We start from the raw sequence: 18,503 nt of genomic DNA on the forward strand, positions 1-18,503 counted from the left end.
CTAGGGTCGGAGGAATGACCGCCGACGAGCGCTCGCGCGAGGAACAGACGAGCACAGTAACCGAGCAGATCCCCGACATCTCAGCCATTCCAGCATGGCAGGCCCTGCAGCGGCATCACGATCAGATCCGCGACAAACACATCCGAGATCTCTTCGACGAGGACCCCGCCCGCGGAACCGAACTGGCGCTGACGGTCGGCGACATGTACATCGACTACAGCAAGCACCGGATCACCCGCGAAACGCTGACACTGCTGGTTGACCTGGCGCGAGCCGCACATCTGGAACAGCGCCGCGACGCCATGTATTCCGGTGTGCACATCAACACCTCGGAGGATCGCGCCGTCCTGCACACCGCCCTGCGTCAGCCGCGCGGAGTCGGGCTGACCGTGGACGGCCAGGACGTCGTCACCGACGTGCACGAGGTGCTCGACCGGATGGGCGAGTTCACCGACAGGCTGCGCAGCGGCGAGTGGACCGGTGCGACGGGCCAGCGGATCGCATGCGTGGTCAACATCGGTATCGGTGGTTCCGACCTCGGCCCGGTGATGGTGTACGAGGCGTTGCGGCACTACGCCGACGCGGGCATCGCGTGCCGGTTCGTGTCCAACGTCGACCCCGCCGACCTAGTGGCCAAGCTCGACGGACTCGACCCGGCCACAACGCTTTTCATCGTCGCATCGAAGACGTTCTCCACCCTGGAGACGTTGACGAACGCGACCGCGGCGCGGCGCTGGCTGACCGAGACGCTCGGCGACGCGGCGGTGGCCAAACACTTCGTCGCGGTGTCGACGAACAAGAAACTGGTCGACGACTTCGGCATCAACACCGACAACATGTTCGGCTTCTGGGACTGGGTGGGCGGCCGCTACTCCGTCGACTCGGCGATCGGGCTGTCGGTGATGGCCGCGATCGGCAAGGAGCGGTTCGCCGAATTCCTCGCAGGCTTCCACATCGTCGACGAGCACTTCAAAACCGCGCCGCTGGAGGCGAATGCGCCTGCGCTGCTTGGCCTCATCGGCCTCTGGTACAACAATTTCTTCGGCGCGCAGTCGCGGGCGGTGCTGCCGTACTCGAACGACATGTCGCGTTTCGCCGCCTATCTGCAGCAGCTGACGATGGAGTCCAACGGCAAGTCCGTGCACGCCGACGGGTCACCGGTGACCACCGACACCGGCGAGATCTTCTGGGGCGAGCCGGGAACCAACGGCCAGCACGCGTTCTACCAACTGCTGCATCAGGGCACGCGGTTGATCCCCGCCGACTTCATCGGGTTCAGCCAGCCCACCGACGACCTGGCCACCGCCGACGGCACCGGCAGCATGCACGATCTGTTGATGAGCAACTTCTTCGCGCAGACGCAGGTGCTGGCGTTCGGCAAGACCGCCGAGGAGATCGCCGCGGAAGGCACACCGTCAGAAGTGGTGCCGCACAAGGTGATGCCGGGCAACCGGCCGTCGACGTCGATCCTCGGAACACAGTTGACACCGTCGATCATCGGCCAGCTGATCGCGCTCTACGAGCATCAGGTCTTCACCGAGGGCGTGGTCTGGGGTATCGACTCGTTCGACCAGTGGGGCGTCGAGCTGGGCAAGACGCAGGCCAAGGCGCTGCTGCCGGTGCTCACCGGTGACGCGTCGCCGCCGAAGCAGTCGGACAGCTCGACCGACGCCCTTGTGCGGCATTACAGGGCGGAGCGCGGTAGATCAGCCTGAGAAACCTCGCCCGCGAAATGGCATTCCGGCAGACAAATGTCGAGAGGGGGCCTGCCGGTATGCAATCTCGCGAGAAAGACTAAGCGAAAGGCTTCGTGAGCCGGGGCGGCAGCACCTTCATCAGCTGCACCAACGGCGCCCACGGCCAGAAGGGCACAGCGGCGCGGCCGCTCTCCTTCTCGATCGCATTCACCATCGCCTTCGTGCCGGATTCGTTGTCGACCATCAACATCGTCGACGCCGACTTCGCCGTCATCTCCGACTCGATGTATCCCGGCTCGAGCACCGTGATCTTGACGGGGCCACTCGGGTACTCGGCGCGCAGCGATTCGCCGAGCGACGACACACCCGCCTTGCTGGCGGCGTAGGCGGCCTTGACGCCCGGCACCCCTTTGTTGCCCAGCACCGACGAAATCAGCACCAGATGTCCACCACCGGAGTTCTTGAACATCTCGATGGCGGTTTCGATCTGCACAAGCGCCGCCACCAGGTTCGTCTCGATCGTCTGCTTGTTCGCCCACAACTTGCCCGACCCCAGCGGCGCACCCTTACCGATGCCCGCGTTGACGATCACGCGGTCGATGCCGCCCAGCTGGTCCTCCAGCTCGGCGAAGACCTTGGGCACCTGGTCATGGTCGTTGACGTCCAGTGCCGCGACGGCCACGGTGATGCCCTGGTGTCGCGCGGTCAGCTCGGCCTTCAGTTCGTCGAGGCGGTCGACGCGCCGGGCGCACAGCGCGAGGTCGCGCCCCTTGGCGGCGAACGCCCTTGCCATGCCCGCACCAAGGCCCGAACTGGCGCCCGTGATCAAGATTTTCTGCCGTGTCACCCGGACAGCCTAAGCATGATGGACGAATGAGCCGTAATCGAAGTGCTGCCGTGCTGGTAACCGGGTCGCTGCTGGTGGGCGCGCTGCCCGTGGCCGCAAGCGCCGAGCCCGCCAGCCCGCTGTACCTGCTGGTGGACACCGCCGCCCAGCGGCTGGCGACCGCGGACCCTGTCGCGGCCACGAAGTGGATCAACCACGGGCCGCCGATCGACGATCCGCCGCGAGCCGCCGCCGTGCTGGACAGCGTCGGCGCCGACGCCACCGCCCACGAGATCGACGCCGGCTACGTGCGGAGGATCTTCACCGACCAGATAGACGCGACCGAAGGCGTCGAGTACACGCGATTCGCGCAGTGGAAGTTCGACCCCTCAACCGCCCCGACGACCGCGCCCGACCTGTCCGAATCGCGAAGAGCCATCGACGGGTTCAACAAGACCATGGTTAACGAGATTGCGCTGCACTGGAATTCGCTGCGCGGGCCGTCCTGTCAGGCTGAGATTCAGGAGGCGACGGACGCCGTCGCCTCTGCCCGTGCCCTCGACCCGCTGTACCGGCAGGCGCTGTCATCGGCGACACGGTCTTACTGCCTCACGTGAGCAGCCGCGGCATCCGCAGCGCCGCTGGTGCGCTGTCGGGCACCACGGGATCCGTCGGCATGACGGGCGCCACCGGCTCGTAACTTTGGCTGAGAGCCGGCCGGTTGTCCGCGGATCCCTTGTTCGGCCAGAAGGCGACGGCCCGTTCGGCTTGCGCGGTGATCGTCAGCGAAGGGTTGACACCGAGATTCGCCGAGATCGCCGAGCCGTCCAGCACGTGCAGGCCGGGATGGCCGTACACCCGGTGGTAGGGATCGATCACGCCTGTCTCGGGCGAGTCCCCTATCACCGCCCCGCCAAGGAAGTGCGCGGTCATCGGGACATCGGCGATCTCGCCCAGGCTGCTGTAGGGCAGTCCGTCGATGTCCTCGGCGAGCCGGCGCACGGCCTCGTTGGCCGCCGGTATCCACGTGGGGTTGGGCACCCCGTGACCCTGTTTCGACGTCAGCTTCATGCCGCCGAGGCGTTTGCGCTTCAGGAACAGCGTGAGCGAGTTGTCCTCGGTCTGCATGACCAGCGCGATGATGGTGCGCTGCGACCAGTCGGTGAGCCCGATGTAGAGGGACGCCGCCTGGGCAGGGTGCCTGACGATCTGCCCCAGCCACTTCACCCAACGCGGCACGCTGCCACCGCCGTCGGTCATCACGGTCGTCAGGAGCCCCATCGCGTTCGACCCCTTGCCGTAGCGAACGGGTTCGATGTGGGTGTTCTCGTCGGGGTGTATCGACGAGGTGATTGCGATGCCCTGGTGAAACGCCGCCTGTTTGCGGTTGCGCAGTTTCACGCTTGCGCCGCACAGCGCTTCGGAGTTCGTTCGGGTGAGCACGCCAAGGCGGTCGGAGAGACGCGGAAGGACGCCATCGTGCTTCATTCGGTGCAGCAGGCTCTGAGTCCCCCAGGTTCCCGCGGCGAAGACCACCTGCTCCGCTGTGACCGTCTTCGCAGATTTCTTGGCTCGCCACGCCCCGGTTCGCACCGTCTCGACGGCGTAGCCGCCTGCGTCCAGCGGGCGGACCGCGGTCACGGTGGTCAACTCGTGGATGCGCGCGCCCGCCCGCTCAGCCAGATACAGGTAATTCTTCAGCAGCGTGTTCTTCGCGTTGTGCCGACAGCCGGTCATGCACTCACCGACCTCGATGCAGCCTCGTCGCCGCGGCCCGACGCCGCCGAAGTACGGATCGTCGAATTCGACACCGGGCGCCTTGCGGTTGTCCGGCCCGAAGAACACGCCGACGGGGGTGAGCCCGAAGGTGTCCTGGACGCCCATCTGTTCGGCGACCTTGTGCAGCGCCCGGTCCGACGGCGTCATCGTCGGGTTGGTGACGACGCCGAGCATCCGCTTGGCCTGGTCGTAGAACGGCGCCAATTCTGTTTTCCAGTCGGTGATGTGCGCCCATTGGGCATCCCGGTAGAACGCGTCGGACCGCGGCTCGTAGAGCGTGTTGGCATACACCAGCGACCCGCCGCCCACGCCTGCACCAGCGAGCACGATGACGTCGGGCAGTACGTGGATCCGTTGAATTCCCGTGCAGCCCAGCTTCGGTGCCCAGAAGAACTTGCGCGCCTGCCAGCTGGTCTTGGCGAAGTCGGCGTCGGCGAACCGCCGCCCCGCCTCAAGGACGCCTACCGAATAGCCCTTTTCGGTCAACCGCAGCGCAGCCACAGACCCACCGAATCCGGAGCCGACGATGACGACGTCGTAATCGAACACGGCTCGCCCCTACTTCACACCGGGGATGCGGCGAAGCGCCCGCAGCCCCGTCGTCATCACGCGGGCGTACCGGTCTGCCCGGATCCACGGCGGTGCGCCGACGGGCAGCACCCGCTCGGTGGCGATCGTCTGCGACTCCGTGTATTTCGTGATCCCGTGCTCGCCGTGGCGGCGGCCCACACCGGAGTCCTTCATGCCGCCCATCGGCGCGTCGACCGACGCCCAGGCCGCAGCGTAGGCCTCGTTGACGTTGACGGTGCCCGCGTGCAGTCGCGCGGCGACCCGTCTCCCGCGCTCCCGATCCGAGGTCCAGACACTGAAGTTCAGCCCGAACCGGCTGTCGTTCGCCTTCGCGATCGCCTCCTCCTCGGAGTCCACCGGGTAGAGCGACACCACCGGTCCGAACGTTTCGTCCTCGTAGACGTCCATCCCCTCCCGGACGCCGGACAGGATCGTCGGCTCGTAGAAGTACGGACCGATGTCAGGGCGGGCGCGACCGCCTGCGAGCACCGTCGCACCCTTGCCGACCGCATCGTCGACGTGCTGGGTGACGGTCTCGAGTTGCTTCGCGTTGATCAGCGAGCCCATGTCCGCCGAGTAGTCGAGCCCCGCAGCCAGTTTCATGGCCTTGGTGGCGGTGACGAAGCGATCGACGAAATCGTCCCACATCGCCGTCGGCACGTAGATGCGTTCGATCGAGATGCAGAGCTGCCCTGAGTTCGAGAAGGCAGCCCGCACGGCACCTCGAGCGGCCTTGCCGACGTCGGCGTCGTCCAGCACGAGCAGCGCGTTCTTCCCGCCGAGCTCCATGGAGTAGTCGATCAGCCGCTCCGCGGCCTGCTTGGCGACTGTCCGACCGGTGCTGGTCGAACCGGTGAACATCAGGAAGTCGGATTCCTCGATGATCGGTGTGCCGAGCTCCGATCCCGGCCCGGTGACCGTCTGCACCAGACCGGGCGGCATCCCTGCCCGCTCGAGCATGCGGACGGCCCACAGATGCGAAAACGGTGTCCGGTCATCGGGTTTGGCCAGCACCGCGTTGCCTGCGACGATCGCGGGCAGCGCGTCGCTGATCCCGAGGGTGAGCGGATAGTTCCACGGCGAAATCACGCCGACCAGACCCTTCGGGTGATGGTGTTCCCACACCTCGGTCAGCATCAGCTGCACACCCTGGCGACGCTTCGGGCGCAGATAGTCCTCGGCCGTGTGCGCGTAGTACCGCGACGTCAGGGCGACGTCGATGACTTCTTCGAACGCGTGCCTTCGCGCTTTCCCGTTCTCCAGCTGGATCAGGTCGAGCACCTCGTCTTGATGCTCCAGCACGAGGTCGTGCAGGCGCAGCAACACTTCGGCGCGTTCGGCCACCGGCCTGGCCGCCCACTGCGCCTGTACTTCTCGGGCGCGGCGCGCCGCCGCGGCGACGTCCTCGGCGGTGCAGTGCGGCACGTGTCCGAGCGGTTGCCCGGTCATCGCGTCGGTGACCTCACGGCGACGGGAGGCGTCTGCCGCCTCCACTCGCCGCCCCAAGTCGTTCAGCAGCGGGGCGAGGCGGGTGCTGTTATCGACCGCCTGCAGTGTCGTCATGGTGTTGCCTTCCAGCTAGGGCCGGTTCGGGTGTCGACGCGGCGTCTGTGGTGAAGTGGACGGGATCGAAATAGCGGGTCTGGCGGCGGTATTCAAACGTGAAGCCGGGCCAGTTGTTGGTGTTCTTGCCGGCCTCGGTGACATACCAGCTGTCACATCCGGCCTGCCACACCGTCTGCTTGAGACGCTTCTGCATGTCTGTGTTGAACTCGGCGTGCGCCTGTTGGCGAACGTCGAGCCACCGTGCCCCGTGGCTGGCGGCATGCCTCAGCGCTTCGAGTACGTAGTCGGTCTGGCTCTCGATCATGTAGACGATCGAGTTGTGCCCGAGGTTGGTGTTCGGCCCGTACAACATGAAGAGGTTCGGAAAGCCGGGGACCACAACACCTTTGAAGGCCTCCGCACCACCACGGTCCTGCCAGGTCTCGTGCAGGCTCTGCCCGCCGCGGCCCGTGACGGCGACCGGTGCGAGGAAATCGTTCGTGACGAAGCCGGTCCCGAAGATGATGGTGTCGACGTCGCACGTGGTGCCGTCAGCAGCGACCACACCGTCGGGCCGGACCTCGGTGAGGCCGGCGGGGACCACCTCGACGTTCGGCCGGTTCAGCGCGGGATACCAGTCGTTCGAGATCAATACCCGTTTGCAGCCGATTGGATAGTCCGGCCGCAGTATCCGGCGCAGTCCCTCGTCGTGCACTGAGGAGTTCAGGTAGCGTTCCCACGCCCGTTCGACGGCGCTGACACCGATGCCCTTGGTCAGGGGAAGGACGCGGGCCTCGCAGTACATGTACTGCCGGGTCCGGCTGGCCACCAGCGTGGCAGGGAAATGTCGGTAGATGTACTTCTCCAGCCGGGTGTACGGTCGATCGGGTTTGGGCAGCACATAGGGCGCCGACCGCTGCAGCACGTACATGTGATCGACCAGCGGGGCGATCCTCGGAACGAACTGGATGGCCGACGCCCCTGTCCCGACGACGGCGACGCGCCGACCGCGCAGGTCGATGTCGTGGTCCCAGCGGGCCGAGTGAAAGGCGGTACCGGAGAACGAGTCGAGGCCGGGGTAGTGCGGCTCGGCGGGCAGGCTCAGCTGCCCCATGGCCGCGACGAGGAACTGTGAGGTGACGTCGTCGCCGCCCCGCACGCCGATCGTCCACGACCCTGAGTCTTGGTCGAAGTCCGCTCGCGTCACCTCCTGTCCGAACCTGATGTGCTCGTCGATCCCGTACTTGCGGCTGCACTGGGCGAGGTAGCTCTGGATCTCGGGTTGTGTGCCGTATTTACGGGACCAGTCGTGGCTGGGCTCGAAGGAGAACGAATAGAGGTGCGACGGGATGTCGCAGGCGGCGCCCGGATAGGTGTTGTCTCGCCACACCCCGCCGACGCGGTCGCCCTTCTCGAGGATGGTGAACGGCACACCGGCGCGCCGCAGCTTGATCGCCATGCAGATGCCCGAGAACCCTGCGCCGATGATCGTGACGCCGCCTCCGACCCGTGGTGCCATGGTTGCGGGTTGCCCGAATCTCCTCGCCCTAAGCACCGATTTCGGTGCGCCGCGCTGCTACTTGAGCAGCCGCGACATCCGACGGTCGGCGAGTACCTTGCCGCCGGTCTGACAGGTCGCGCAGTACTGGAACGACTTGTCGGCGAACGACACCTCGCGCACCGTGTCGCCGCACACCGGACACGGCAGCCCGGTCCTTGCGTGCACCCGCAGGCCGGACCTCTTCTCCCCCTTCAACGTCGCCGCCTGCTGACCGACAGAGCGCGACACCGCGTCGGCGAGCACCGAGATCATCGCGTCGTGCAGCGCCGCCAGCTGGGCCTCTGTCAGCTTGCCCGCGGTCGCGAACGGCGACACCTTGGCCACGTGCAGGATCTCGTCGCTGTAGGCGTTGCCGATCCCCGCGACCACCTTCTGGTCGGTGATGACGGTCTTGATCCTGCCGGTGTTGCCCTTCAACGCTTCGGCCAGCCCGTCGTGGTCCAACGACAGCGCGTCAGGCCCGAGCGATGCGATCTGCGGCACCGCCATCGGGTCGTGCACCAACCAGACCGCGAGCCGCTTCTGGGTGCCGGCCTCGGTGAGGTCGAATCCCGGAGCCGGTCCGCCGGCGACATTGGACCCCGGAGCCGGTCCGCCGGCGACATTGGACCCCGGTGCCTCGCCCGGCGTTCCGAGGTGGACGCGCAGCGCGATCGGACCCTTGCCCGGCTTCAGTGGCGCCGCGGCCAACTGGTCGGACCAGCGCAGCCACCCCGCGCGGGACAGGTGGGTGATGAGGTGCAGGTCGCCTGCCTGCAAGCCCAGGTACTTGCCCCACCGGTTCGCGCCGGTGACCTCGACGCCGTGCAACGCGGTCGGGGGCGGATCGAACGTCTTGAGCACCGAGAGCGCGGCGACGTCGACGCGTCCGACGGTGAGACCGACCGCGTGCCGACGGAGATGGTCGGCCAGCGCCTCGACCTCGGGCAGTTCCGGCATGAATCCAGTCTGCCTTAACCTTGCGCAGATGACGTCTGACGGCATGAACGTCGCCGAACTGCGCGCTCTCACACCTGGTTGTCACCACCGCGCTCACCTCAACAATGCCGGCGCAGGCCTGCTCAGCGCCCCGACGATCGCCGGCGATGACCCACCAGTTGCAGCTCGAGGCACAGATCGGCGGGTACGAGGCGGCAGAAGCGGCCACCGGCCAGATCCAGGACACGTATCGAGCGCTCGCCGAGTTGGTCGGCGCATCGGCGCAGGAGATCGCCCTCTTCGACAACTCGACGCATGCCTGGAACGCCGCCTTCTACTCGGTCCCGCTGGCGGCGGGCGACCGCATCCTGACCGGCCGCAGCGAGTACGGCAGCAACGTGCTTGCCTATCTCCAGGTTTCGCAGCGCACGGGCGCCGACGTCGTCGTCGTCGGTGATGACGACAGCGGTCAGATCGACGTCGCCGCGCTGGCCGGTCTCGTCGACGAGCGCACGAAGCTGATCGGGCTGAGTTGGGTGCCGACGGCGGGCGGGCTGGTGAACCCCGCCGCCGAGGCCGGCCGGATCGCTCGCGAGGCGGACGCGCTGTTCCTGCTCGACGCCACCCAGGTGGTGGGGCAGTTCCCGATCGACGTCAGAGCCGTCGGGTGCGACATGCTGACCGGCACCGGCCGCAAGTTTCTGCGCGGACCGCGCGGCACCGGGTTTCTGTACGCCGGCCCGCGCGCGATCGACCGACTCGAGCCGTTCGTCGCCGAGATCCGCTCGGCCACATGGGATGGCGACCGATCGTTGCGCTGGGCCGACGGCGCGCAGCGATTCGAAACCTGGGAGAACAGCTACGTCAACGTCGTCGGCCTCGGCGCAGCGGTGCGCCAGGCGCTCGATCTCGGGCTGGCCGAAATCTACGGGCGCAGCGGCGCCCTCGGAGCACGGCTGCGAGACGGCCTCGCCGCCACCGACGGCGTGACCACCCACGATCTCGGCCGCGAGCGGTGTGCCATCGTGACGGCGAAGGCCGCGAATGTCGACAGCGCGACCGTGGCGGAAGCGCTTGCGGCGCAGCGGATCAACGTCAGCACGACGGTGGCCGAGCACAACCAGTTCGATACGCGCGGCGTCCATCCGCTTGTGCGTCTTTCGCCGCACTACTACAACACCGAGGACGAGATCGACAAGGCGGTCGAGGTCGTCGCAGCGCTCACCCGCTAGCGAAAGCTCATGCGCGCGTGAGGCGCTTGGTGTCCCCCACGATCAGCGACAACAACCAGCTCACGACCGACAGCACGATCGCCGCCCAGATGGCCGTCCACCAGAAGTCGTCGATGTAGAGGCCCCAGTGTGTGGTGTGCTCGGTGATCCACGAGGTGATCGACAGCATCAACGCGTTGATGACGACGTGGATCAGGCCGAGCGTGAGGATGTAGAGGGGAAACGAGATGATCTGCACGATCGGCTTGATGATCGCGTTGACCAGACCGAAGATCAGCGCGACGAACAGGATGATCCCGACCCGTTGCATGGCGGTGTCGCCTCCGACGAAGTCGATACCGGAGACGACCAGCGTGACTATCCACAGAGCGAACCCGGTCAGCGCCACACGCAGCAGAAATGCCATCCGTAGATGCTATGCCAACCGCAGTAGATAGGTGTCCATGATCCAGCCGTGGCGCGCCCGCGCCTCGGTCCGCAATGTCACGATCTGCTTGCCGACCTCACCCACGGTGCCCGACACCAGAAGCTCGTCGGGGGTGCCGAGGTAGGCGCCCCACCAGATGGCGGTGTCCGGTGGGCAGGAGCGGAAGGCGCAGTCGCCGTCGAGCATCACCACGGCACTGCCCGTCAACCCGTCGGCGGACAGCCGCCTGCCCGTCGTGATCAACACCGGTTCGCCGATATCGTTGAGCGGTATGCGATGTCGGGCCGTCAGCGCCTGGATCGCGGTGATGCCGGGGATGACGTCGTACGAGAAGTCCACCCGCTGTGCCACCGCGTCGAGGATGCGCAGCGTGCTGTCGTACAGGGACGGATCGCCCCACGCGAGGAAGGCGCCGACACCGTCGAGGCCGAGTTCGCGTTCCAGGGCCTCGGCCCAGACGGCGGCCCGCGCGGCGTGCCAATCCGTGACGGCCCGGCGGTATTCGGTGTCCTTGGCCCGTGGTGGGTCGGTCAGTTCGACGAACCGGTAGCCGGGCTCGCGGATGAACCGCTCGCAGATCTGGCGCCGCAGCGCCACCAGATCGCTTCCGGCTTCACCCTTGTTCATCGCGAAGAACACCTGGGTTTCGTTGAGCGCCTTGACGGCCTCGGCCGTGACGTAGTCAGGGTCGCCCGCCCCGATGCCGATGACGTGGATCCGCCGAGTCACGCCCGTGAGTATGCGCTAAGCCTCTTTGCCCTTGTTGCGCCGGAGTTCCTCGGCGCGCTCGATGTCCTTCCGATCGGCCGCCTCGTTCTTGTCGACCACACGGGTGTCGCGTGGCGGCAGTTGAAGGTCGCGTTCGGCTCGCAGCCCGGCCTGCAGCTGCCGCCCCCGTTCGAGCTCGGCATCCAGCTCGGCGCCGAACAGCAGCGCCAGGTTCGTGATCCACAGCCAGAGCAGGAACACGATCACGCCTGCCAGCGCACCGTAGGTCTTGTTGTAGCTGCCGAAGTTGGCGACGTAGAAGCCGAACAGCGCCGAGGCCGCGAGCCAGGTCACGATCGCGAAGCCGGCGCCGACGCTGATCCAGCGGAACTTGGGCTGTTTCACGTTCGGGGTGGCGTAGTACAGCACGGCGACCGCGAGGACGACGCAGACGAAGATGACCGGCCACTTCGCGATGTTCCATGCACTGACGGCGATCGACCCCGCCCCGATCGCGCCGCCGACGGTTTCGGCGACCGGACCGCTGACCACGAGCATCACCGCCGTCGCCGCAGCCAAGAGCAGGCCTGCCAGCGTGAGGAGCAGTTGCAGCGGTCGCAGTTTCCATATCGGCCTGCCTTCGTCGATCTCGTAGATGCGGTTCATCGCCCGCCCGAAGGCTCCGATGTAGCCCGACGCCGACCACACTGCCCCGAGCAGGCCGGTGACCAGTGCGATGCCGGCCGACGGCGACTGCACCAACTGCTCGATGGTCGGGCGCAGCAGGTTCATCGCGTCACCCGGCACGACTCCGGACGCGGTCTCGAGTACCGCGTCGACGGTCTTGCGCCCCTGACCGAACACGCCGAGCAACGACACCAGAGCCAAGAGAGCCGGAAACAGCGACAGCACTGCGTAGTAGGTCAGCGCCGCGGCGAGGTCGGTGCACTGGTCGTGGCCGAACTCGCGCAACGTTTTGCGCAGCACGAACAGCAGCGAGGGCTTGGTGAGGTCGGTCGGCGAGTCCGGCTTGCGGGGATCGTCGGGGTCCGGCGGACGGGTGTCGACTGTTCTCTCGGTGGTCATACCGACCGTTACCCGGTGACGTCGTCGTCAAACGGGCCGTAAGCGAAAGTATCCGGTACCGCGGGTATTGACATCTTTGCGTTCGACTCCTTTACTTTGAGACAGGAGCGTCTACGCACAAGGGAGTCGCGGATGACCGCCTCGATGAGGCAGCAGCCAGCACCCACCACCCGCCAAGAGTTCGCAGAACGCCTGCTCAAGGGGTCGGTGAAGAAGTCCTACGCGCCCGTCGTGGACATCGACTGGGATGCGCCACTCGACCAGGACAAGTTCTTCCTGCCGCCGCGGTGCGTGTCGCTCTACGGCACCCCGATGTGGGACGAGATGACGCGCGAGCAGCAGATCGAGCTGTCGCGACAGGAACTCGTCAACACGCTGTCGGCGGGCATCTGGTTCGAGAACATCCTCAATCAGGCACTGCTGCGCAAGATGATGCATCAGGATCCGACGGCCCGCTCGACGCATTACGAGTTGACGGAACTCGGCGACGAAACCCGTCACATGGTGATGTTCGGCAGGGCGATCGAGCACCTCGGCGCCAAGCCGGTGCAGCCTCGCCGCTGGCACCGGATGATCATCAACACGCTGCCGTTCGCATTCGTCGGCTCCGTGTTGTGGGTGGCGGCCCTGATCGGCGAGGAGATCTTCGACTCGCTGCAACGGCAGATGATGGACGACGACGACCTGCAGCCGGTGGTGCAGCGGCTCATGCGTATTCATGTCACCGAGGAAGCGCGGCACATCCAGTTCGCCCGCGACGGCCTGCGCAAGCGCACGCCGACGATGGGCCGTATCCCCCGGCTGTACGTGCGCAGCATCAACGGGTTGGGCGGCTACTTCTTCCGCTTCCTGTTCACCAACCGGGTGCCGTACCACCGCATCGGACTCGACGCCGACCGCGCCCGCCACCTCGCTCGCACCAGCCCGCACCGTCACGAGGTTCAGATCAGCGGCTTCGCGCCGCTGGCGGCATTCCTCACCGAGGTCGGCCTGATGGGCCGCATCTCGCGCTGGATGTGGCGTCGCACCGGCTTCCTGCCCCAACAGTGACGGAGCACGTCTACGACGTCGCGGTCGTCGGGGTGGACTGCGCCGCACAACGGCTCGCCAAGGCCGGGGTGACCGACGTCATCGTGCGCGACGGCGTCGACCTGACCCGGGCCGTGTTCGACGAGGCCGCCCACAGCTGGACACTGCCGTCGTGTCGAGCACGGATCGTCATCACCGATCAATTACGTTCCGGCCGTGAAGATCTCGTACCCTATCTGGGCGTGGCCGTCCATGGTGCGCCGAACTACTTCATGGTCAACGGCAGCGACGCCGTTGCCGACGCGCGACTGGACTACATCTGCGACTGCCTCGCTCTCATGCGACGCTCCCGGAGCACCCGCATCGAGGTGCTGTTCAGCACCCAGCGCACGTTTCATCTGCGCGGCGCCGACAAGGCCGACCGCGCGGATGCGTCGTACTGGCAGCGGATGGCGAAGGCGGCGCCGACGGCGTTCGACCTCGCCTCTCACATCGGTGTCGCCGACGAGGTCTACGACGGACCGGCGACCCTGTGTCTCGGCGACGACGAGCGCGACGTCCGGGTGCGGCTGTCCGGCCGCCTGGATCCGATCGACGGCCGATACCACTGGCAGGGAACCATTCTCGATGCGCTGCCCGACGAAACGCGGCCGCAAGCGGTGACCTTGACGATCGGCGAGCAGAGCGCCGAGGGCCGGATCACCGAGCGCACCCAGCAGGGTGGCTACTCGGTGGCGGGTGTCGGGATGCCGCCCTATGCGCTCGACGACGTCGAGGTCGTCGTGCCGCTGCGATAACGCAGGGACGCACTCAGGACCGCGACGGCGAACACCGCGCCCGCCACCCCCGAGATCAGCAGCGGCAGAGTGCCGTCGGCGCCCCACAACAATCCGGCCCACACGCCGGCGATCAGGATCGCGAAGCCGCTGGCGCCCTGGAAGACGCCCTGTGCGCTGCCCTGCAGATCCGATCCGACGAGCGACGAGATCCACGCCTTGCCAACGCCGTCGGTGCATCCGGTGAACAGGCCGTAGACCCCGATCAGTATCCACGCGGTGACGGTGTCCGTGGTCAGGCCGAGGCCGAGATACCCGACCGCGAAGAAGATCAGCCCGATGCCGAACACGGCGGGTCTCGGCAAGCGGTCGGCGAGCAGTCCCGCCGGATAGCTCGACAGCGCGTACACCAGGTTGTAGCCGACGTAGGCCAGGATCACCTCGACGACGGAGAAGCCGATCTCGTTGAGCCGCAACAGCAGCAGCGCATCGGGGAAGTTGACGATGCCGAAGGCGACCAGCAGAGTCGTCGTCCGCCAGTACCGACGCGGTAGCTCCTTCACCCGCGCGAAGATCGCCGTGCGCTGTGCGGGCCTCACCCGCCGCACCTCCCGCGACAGGAAGACCAGGGCGACGCTCAGCACCGCGGGGACGACGGCCACCCACAGCAGCGGCGCGATCTGATGGTCGAGAAGCTCGTAGCCCGCCAGGCCCAGCAGCGGACCGACCACGGCGCCGAGAGTGTCCATCGCCCGGTGAAATCCGAACACCCGGCCGCGGGCCGCGTCGTCGACTCCGTCGACAAGAAGAGCGTCGCGTGGGGCCCCACGAACCCCCTTGCCGAGGCGGTCCACCACGCGTCCGGTCAGCACGCCGGGCCACGCCGCGGCGGCCGCGACGATGACCTTGCCGAGTGCCGCCATCCCGTAGCCGACAGCGATCAGCGGGCGCCGCGAGTAGTGGTCGCCGAGCGGGCCCGCCGCGAGCTTGGTCAGCGAGCCTGCGCCTTCGGCGATTCCCTCGACGGCTCCGACGACCGCGGCGGGCGCACCGAGCACCGAGGTGAGGTAGATCGGCAGCAGCGGGTAGAGCAGTTCGCTGGCGGTGTCCTGCAGGAAAGAGACGGCGGACAGCACCCGCACATTGCGGGTCAGCCAGGTCGACACCGGTCCATGGTGCCCGACGAAAGCTAGCTGAGGTCCTCGTCGGTCAGCGCCGCAAAGCCCTTGGCCTGGCCACGCGCCAGCACCGCCCGCACCAGGCCGACAATGACGCCCTGTACCGCGGCGGCGATGAACACCTCACGCGCCGAGCGACTCAGGTCCTTGGGATCGGGCTCCTCGTCGTCCGGGTTCACCCGCTGCCAGATCTCGGTGAAGATCTTGCCTGCGATCAGCCCGCCGAGGACGCTCATGCCGATCGAGAGGGGCTTGTACAACGATTTCGACGCGCTCATGGCCAACGACGTTCCCGCGCCGGTCGCCGCCGAAACACAGCGGCGCCGATTAGAACGCGTTCTAGTATCCGTTTCGTGAGGTTCACTTATGCGGAGGCGATGACCGACCCGACCTACTACCTGCCTCTGGCGAAGGCGGCCGAGGCGGCCGGCTACCACGCGATGACGGTCGCCGACAGCATCGCCTACCCGTTCGAGTCGGACTCGAAGTATCCCTACACCCCCGACGGCAATCGCGAGTTCCTCGACGGAAAGGCGTTCGTCGAGGCGTTCGTCCTCGCCGGTGCGCTGTGCGCGGTGACCACACGGCTGCGGTTCAACTTCTTCGTGCTGAAGCTGCCGATCCGGCCACCGGCGCTGGTGGCCAAGCAGGCCGGCTCGCTGGCGGCGATCTTCGGCAATCGGCTCGGGCTTGGCGTCGGCACCAGCCCGTGGCCGGAGGATTACGAACTGCTCGGTGTCCCTTTTGCCAAGCGCGGCAAGCGGATGGACGAGTGTATCGACATCATCAAGGGTTTGACGTCCGGCGAATACTTCTCCTATCACGGCGAGTTCTACGACATCCCGAAGACCAAGATGACGCCCGCCCCTTCGGAACCGATCCCAATCCTCATCGGCGGGCATGCCGAGGCCGCACTGCGCCGCGCCGTCCGCTGCGACGGCTGGATGCACGGTGGAAGCAGTCGGCGCGAACTCGACCGTCTCATCAACCGGCTCAACGATATCCGCGCGGAAGAGGGCCGCACGGGACCGTTCGAGATTCACGTCATGTCGGCCGACGCCTACAGCCCCGACGGCATCAGACAGCTCGAGGACAAGGGTGTCACCGACGCGATCGTCGGCTTCCGCAACCCCTACATCATGGGGGCCGACACCGAGCCGCTCGAGGCGAAGATCCGCAACCTGGAAACCTTTGCGGAGAAGGTCATCGCCAAGGCCTGAGGGCCTGCCGTCGATCGTGAAAGAAGCGTAGCGTCAAGGACAACTTGACGCGCCCGGCGCCAAGTCGCCCGAGGACAGGAAGGGTTGCCCGAGCGTGGCATGGGTAACCAGGTCACAATGGCGGAGAGCAGTGGTCTCAGCAACGGCGTACCGCGCGGAGTCGTTGTGGTCGGCGCTTCGGCGGGGGGCGTCGAGGCATTGACCCAGTTCGCGGGTGGGCTGCCCGCGGATTTCTCCTACTCGATCCTGGTCACGCTGCACATGCCCGCAAGTGCACCCAGCGTGCTGGGCAAGATCATCGACAGGCATGCACCGCTGCCTGCGAGTACGGCCATCGACGGCGAGCCCCTGCAGGCGGGCCGCATCTACGTCGCGGTGCCGGATCGCCACCTCCTGCTGTCCGACCACAAGGTGGTGCTGTCGGAGGGACCCACCGAGAACAGTCACCGGCCCGCCATCAACGCCCTGTTCCGATCCGCCGCGCTGCACTTCGGGCCGTATGCGATCGGACTGGTGTTCTCCGGCGTGCTCGACGACGGCGTTCTCGGCGCGGCCGCCATCCGTTCGAGGGGTGGCATCACCGTCGCCCAGCGGCCGGACGACGCACTGTTCGCGACGATGCCGAAGAACGCGATAGAAGCCGGCGTCATCGACCACCAGGTCGCCGCCGCGGACGCAGGCACCCTGATCAAGCAGCTCACCGAGCGCGATATCGAGGAGCGGGAGATGGAGCGCGATATCAGCATGGAACTGGAGAACCGCATCGCCATGGGTCGCAAGTACTCAACGGCGTTCGACTCCGAGGGGCTTGGTCCGCCGTCCGGATACACCTGCCCCGACTGCAACGGCTCCCTGATGACGTTGAGCGAGAAGAGCTTCCGCTGCCGGGTCGGCCATGCGTGGACCGCGGAGGCCCTTTTGCAGGCACGTGACGACGAGGTCGACAACGCGCTCTGGATCGCACTGCGCAGCCTGCAGGAGAAGGCCAGGATGACACGCCGGTTGGCAGACAACGTCGGCCCTGGCAGGCTCTCGGCGCGGTACACCCGATTGGCGGAAGAAGCCGAAGCGGCTGTGACGGTGCTCGGCAGGCGGTTGGCCGAGCCGATGCGTCCGACGTCGGGAACGGATGAGCGTGGTGGCTGACCGGTCCTGCACGCTTACTGTCACCGCAAGCGCGGTGGCCGACTTCAGCGTGCTCACGGCGCACGGAGTACTGGACACCACCACCTACCAATTGTTGCGCGACATCATCATCAAGGCGGCCCTCGAGGTGCCCGCTGCAGTGGTCATCGACATCAGCGATCTCGACGTGCCCGCCCCGTCGGCGCTGGCCGTCTTCACCAGCGCCCGCTGGCATGTCGGGCGATGGCCCGAGGTGCCCATCCTGCTGGTGTGCGAGCATCGCGCCGGGCGCGACGCCATCACCCGCAACGGTGTGTCCCGCTACGTTCCCGTGTACTCCGACGTCGGCAGCGCCACCGCCGCGCTGGACGACGACATCCCGGCACGGCGACGGCGGCGCGCCCGCGCCCATCTGCCCGCGGACGTCTCCAGCCTGCGCCGGTCCCGCGAATTGGTGAACGACTGGCTGACTGCGTGGTCGCGGGACGACCTGATCCCGGCAACGAAGGTCGTCGTCACCGAGTTCGTCGAGAACGTGCTGCAGCACACCGATAGCGCCCCTGAGGTACGGCTCGAGACCGACGGGTCGGACGTGACGGTGGCGGTGCAGGATTGCAGTCACCAGCCGCCGGCTCTGAACGAATTCTCGACCGTGCGCCACATCCCTTCCGGGCTTGGTCTGGTGGCGGCCATGTGCCGCATGTGGGGAAATGCGCCGACCTCGACGGGCAAGACCGTGTGGGCGGTGATCGGACCCGAGAACCGGCTTTGACGCGAGTATGTTCGGTGCACGGGTTTAACCAGGGAACGGACGAACTTTGAGCGA

Annotated in this window: 18 protein-coding genes and 1 pseudogene; 8 read left to right on the forward strand and 11 right to left on the reverse strand. The window is 66.8% G+C overall.

Annotated elements, in window-relative coordinates:
* Nucleotides 1-14: 14 nt before the first annotated feature.
* Nucleotides 15-1,715, forward strand: a complete 1,701-nt coding sequence (pgi, locus tag C6A82_RS21835) for a glucose-6-phosphate isomerase (protein ID WP_105347918.1) — start codon at nucleotides 15-17, stop codon at nucleotides 1,713-1,715.
* A 79-nt stretch (nucleotides 1,716-1,794) separates the two neighbouring features.
* Here pgi and C6A82_RS21840 read toward each other — a convergent pair whose 3' ends face one another.
* Nucleotides 1,795-2,544: an SDR family oxidoreductase gene (locus C6A82_RS21840; RefSeq protein ID WP_105347916.1), complete on the reverse strand. Its 750-nt coding sequence runs from the start codon at nucleotides 2,542-2,544 to the stop codon at nucleotides 1,795-1,797.
* 26 nt (nucleotides 2,545-2,570) lie between these two features.
* Here C6A82_RS21840 and C6A82_RS21845 point away from each other — a divergent pair, with 26 nt between their 5' ends.
* Complete coding sequence (locus C6A82_RS21845; RefSeq protein ID WP_105347914.1) at nucleotides 2,571-3,140, forward strand: chorismate mutase; 570 nt, start codon at nucleotides 2,571-2,573, stop codon at nucleotides 3,138-3,140.
* On the opposite strand, the gene C6A82_RS21850 is transcribed toward C6A82_RS21845, so the two are convergent.
* The 5 genes and pseudogenes from C6A82_RS21850 to C6A82_RS21870 form a co-directional block, all read right to left on the reverse strand.
* Complete coding sequence (locus C6A82_RS21850) at nucleotides 3,133-4,851, reverse strand: FAD-dependent oxidoreductase (protein ID WP_105347913.1); 1,719 nt, start codon at nucleotides 4,849-4,851, stop codon at nucleotides 3,133-3,135. The genes C6A82_RS21845 and C6A82_RS21850 overlap by 8 nt on opposite strands.
* Before the next feature lie 9 nt (nucleotides 4,852-4,860).
* Entirely contained in the window at nucleotides 4,861-6,435 is a 1,575-nt protein-coding gene (locus tag C6A82_RS21855) for a succinic semialdehyde dehydrogenase (RefSeq protein WP_105347911.1), read from the reverse strand.
* The gene (locus C6A82_RS21860) at nucleotides 6,410-7,936 is read right to left on the reverse strand and encodes an NAD(P)/FAD-dependent oxidoreductase (RefSeq protein WP_311101468.1); all 1,527 of its coding nucleotides are present in this window, start codon (nucleotides 7,934-7,936) and stop codon (nucleotides 6,410-6,412) included. Before C6A82_RS21860 ends, C6A82_RS21855 begins: the two co-directional genes overlap by 26 nt.
* 57 nt (nucleotides 7,937-7,993) lie before the next feature.
* The gene (locus C6A82_RS21865) at nucleotides 7,994-8,467 is read right to left on the reverse strand and encodes a zinc finger domain-containing protein (RefSeq protein ID WP_233216690.1); all 474 of its coding nucleotides are present in this window, start codon (nucleotides 8,465-8,467) and stop codon (nucleotides 7,994-7,996) included.
* 207 nt (nucleotides 8,468-8,674) lie between these two features.
* Nucleotides 8,675-8,962, reverse strand: a pseudogene (locus C6A82_RS21870) (DNA-formamidopyrimidine glycosylase family protein); the annotation flags it as partial.
* Between the two features lie 101 nt (nucleotides 8,963-9,063).
* Here C6A82_RS21870 and C6A82_RS21875 point away from each other — a divergent pair.
* The gene (locus C6A82_RS21875) at nucleotides 9,064-10,128 is read left to right on the forward strand and encodes an aminotransferase class V-fold PLP-dependent enzyme (protein WP_311101469.1); all 1,065 of its coding nucleotides are present in this window, start codon (nucleotides 9,064-9,066) and stop codon (nucleotides 10,126-10,128) included.
* A 7-nt stretch (nucleotides 10,129-10,135) separates the two neighbouring features.
* On the opposite strand, the gene C6A82_RS21880 is transcribed toward C6A82_RS21875, so the two are convergent.
* Genes C6A82_RS21880 through C6A82_RS21890 form a run of 3 tightly spaced genes read right to left on the reverse strand, consistent with a single transcriptional unit; the run spans nucleotide 10,136 to nucleotide 12,349 of the window.
* Nucleotides 10,136-10,534 (reverse strand): phage holin family protein, encoded by a 399-nt coding sequence (locus tag C6A82_RS21880; RefSeq protein WP_105341614.1) that lies wholly within the window; start codon nucleotides 10,532-10,534, stop codon nucleotides 10,136-10,138.
* A 9-nt stretch (nucleotides 10,535-10,543) separates the two neighbouring features.
* On the reverse strand, nucleotides 10,544-11,284 hold the full coding sequence (cobF, locus tag C6A82_RS21885) for a precorrin-6A synthase (deacetylating) (RefSeq protein WP_105341615.1): 741 nt from the start codon (nucleotides 11,282-11,284) through the stop codon (nucleotides 10,544-10,546).
* Nucleotides 11,285-11,299: 15 nt separating this feature from the next.
* Complete coding sequence (locus C6A82_RS21890; RefSeq protein WP_105341617.1) at nucleotides 11,300-12,349, reverse strand: YihY/virulence factor BrkB family protein; 1,050 nt, start codon at nucleotides 12,347-12,349, stop codon at nucleotides 11,300-11,302.
* 132 nt (nucleotides 12,350-12,481) lie between these two features.
* Between C6A82_RS21890 and C6A82_RS21895 the strand changes: the two genes are divergently transcribed.
* A complete protein-coding gene (locus C6A82_RS21895) occupies nucleotides 12,482-13,399 on the forward strand; it encodes a diiron oxygenase (RefSeq protein WP_105341618.1) in 918 nt (305 codons plus the stop codon).
* Nucleotides 13,396-14,175, forward strand: coding sequence for a DUF4873 domain-containing protein (locus C6A82_RS21900; protein ID WP_311101470.1), 780 nt, complete (start codon nucleotides 13,396-13,398; stop codon nucleotides 14,173-14,175). Before C6A82_RS21895 ends, C6A82_RS21900 begins: the two co-directional genes overlap by 4 nt.
* Here C6A82_RS21900 and C6A82_RS21905 read toward each other — a convergent pair.
* Both C6A82_RS21905 and C6A82_RS21910 read right to left on the reverse strand, forming a co-directional pair.
* Nucleotides 14,133-15,320 (reverse strand): MFS transporter, encoded by a 1,188-nt coding sequence (locus tag C6A82_RS21905; protein WP_105345319.1) that lies wholly within the window; start codon nucleotides 15,318-15,320, stop codon nucleotides 14,133-14,135. The two genes, C6A82_RS21900 and C6A82_RS21905, sit on opposite strands and share 43 nt — an antisense overlap.
* Before the next feature lie 23 nt (nucleotides 15,321-15,343).
* The gene (locus C6A82_RS21910; RefSeq protein ID WP_105345321.1) at nucleotides 15,344-15,610 is read right to left on the reverse strand and encodes a DUF4235 domain-containing protein; all 267 of its coding nucleotides are present in this window, start codon (nucleotides 15,608-15,610) and stop codon (nucleotides 15,344-15,346) included.
* A 75-nt stretch (nucleotides 15,611-15,685) separates the two neighbouring features.
* On the opposite strand from C6A82_RS21910, the gene C6A82_RS21915 reads away from it, so the two are divergent.
* From C6A82_RS21915 to C6A82_RS21925, 3 genes are all read left to right on the forward strand, one after another.
* The gene (locus tag C6A82_RS21915; protein ID WP_105345323.1) at nucleotides 15,686-16,552 is read left to right on the forward strand and encodes a TIGR03619 family F420-dependent LLM class oxidoreductase; all 867 of its coding nucleotides are present in this window, start codon (nucleotides 15,686-15,688) and stop codon (nucleotides 16,550-16,552) included.
* A 117-nt stretch (nucleotides 16,553-16,669) separates the two neighbouring features.
* Nucleotides 16,670-17,698: a chemotaxis protein CheB gene (locus tag C6A82_RS21920; RefSeq protein WP_105345347.1), complete on the forward strand. Its 1,029-nt coding sequence runs from the start codon at nucleotides 16,670-16,672 to the stop codon at nucleotides 17,696-17,698.
* The gene (locus C6A82_RS21925) at nucleotides 17,688-18,449 is read left to right on the forward strand and encodes an STAS domain-containing protein (protein WP_396836831.1); all 762 of its coding nucleotides are present in this window, start codon (nucleotides 17,688-17,690) and stop codon (nucleotides 18,447-18,449) included. The genes C6A82_RS21920 and C6A82_RS21925 overlap by 11 nt, the downstream gene beginning before the upstream one ends.
* Nucleotides 18,450-18,503 lie beyond the last annotated feature (54 nt).

This window comes from Mycobacterium sp. ITM-2016-00318 (assembly GCF_002968285.2).
Classification (GTDB): Bacteria; Actinomycetota; Actinomycetes; order Mycobacteriales; family Mycobacteriaceae; genus Mycobacterium.

Excerpts from the sequence above, each read along its gene's own strand:
- pgi (WP_105347918.1), top strand. The coding sequence starts at position 15 with ATGACCGCCGACGAGCGCTCGCGCGAGGAACAGACGAGCACAGTAACC.
- C6A82_RS21845 (WP_105347914.1), top strand. The coding sequence starts at position 2,571 with ATGAGCCGTAATCGAAGTGCTGCCGTGCTGGTAACCGGGTCGCTGCTG.
- C6A82_RS21855 (WP_105347911.1), bottom strand. The coding sequence starts at position 6,435 with ATGACGACACTGCAGGCGGTCGATAACAGCACCCGCCTCGCCCCGCTG.
- C6A82_RS21860 (WP_311101468.1), bottom strand. The coding sequence starts at position 7,936 with ATGGCACCACGGGTCGGAGGCGGCGTCACGATCATCGGCGCAGGGTTC.
- C6A82_RS21865 (WP_233216690.1), bottom strand. The coding sequence starts at position 8,467 with ATGGCGGTGCCGCAGATCGCATCGCTCGGGCCTGACGCGCTGTCGTTG.
- C6A82_RS21875 (WP_311101469.1), top strand. The coding sequence starts at position 9,064 with ATGACCCACCAGTTGCAGCTCGAGGCACAGATCGGCGGGTACGAGGCG.
- C6A82_RS21880 (WP_105341614.1), bottom strand. The coding sequence starts at position 10,534 with ATGGCATTTCTGCTGCGTGTGGCGCTGACCGGGTTCGCTCTGTGGATA.
- C6A82_RS21890 (WP_105341617.1), bottom strand. The coding sequence starts at position 12,349 with ATGACCACCGAGAGAACAGTCGACACCCGTCCGCCGGACCCCGACGAT.
- C6A82_RS21895 (WP_105341618.1), top strand. The coding sequence starts at position 12,482 with ATGACCGCCTCGATGAGGCAGCAGCCAGCACCCACCACCCGCCAAGAG.
- C6A82_RS21910 (WP_105345321.1), bottom strand. The coding sequence starts at position 15,610 with ATGAGCGCGTCGAAATCGTTGTACAAGCCCCTCTCGATCGGCATGAGC.
- C6A82_RS21920 (WP_105345347.1), top strand. The coding sequence starts at position 16,670 with ATGGCGGAGAGCAGTGGTCTCAGCAACGGCGTACCGCGCGGAGTCGTT.